The sequence below is a fragment of the Falsihalocynthiibacter sp. S25ZX9 genome (assembly GCF_041205405.1).
Classification (GTDB): domain Bacteria; phylum Pseudomonadota; class Alphaproteobacteria; order Rhodobacterales; family Rhodobacteraceae; genus Falsihalocynthiibacter; species Falsihalocynthiibacter arcticus.
Genome location: NZ_JBGFCD010000104.1, coordinates 1 through 361, shown reverse-complemented (window position 1 = coordinate 361; position 361 = coordinate 1). Strand labels below are relative to the sequence as shown.

Sequence of the window (361 nt, the reverse complement as noted above, 5' to 3'; positions counted from 1 at the left end):
GTGTTATCCCAAGTCAAAGACGCGGACGCCGCCGAAGCCATGCTGATCGCGCACTGCGAAGGTAAATTGGCCGATTACGCGACGCCACGCATTTGGAATTTTATTGACAGCGTGCCCCTGCGGGCAAGTTTGAAAAGCTGAGGAGGCAGAAATGCACACCAAGAACCAATCCATCATTGTGTCGGGCGGCTCGCGCGGGCTTGGCCTGCATATGTGCGAGCAGCTTTTGAAAGAAGGCAACAAAGTTGCGACGTTTGCGCGTTCCAACACCGAGGCCATGGACCGCCTTGCCAAGGAATACGGCGACGCATTTTACTTCACTTCTCTTGATGCGGTTGATGCGGCGGGTGTTGCCCGTTTC

The 361-nt window shown here is 55.4% G+C and carries 1 protein-coding gene; it reads left to right on the top strand.

Annotated elements, in window-relative coordinates; translation table 11 throughout:
* Positions 1 to 151 precede the first annotated feature (151 nt).
* Positions 152 to 361 (top strand): SDR family NAD(P)-dependent oxidoreductase (locus tag AB9F29_RS21480; protein WP_369757197.1); only part of this gene is annotated, 210 nt, incomplete at its 3' end.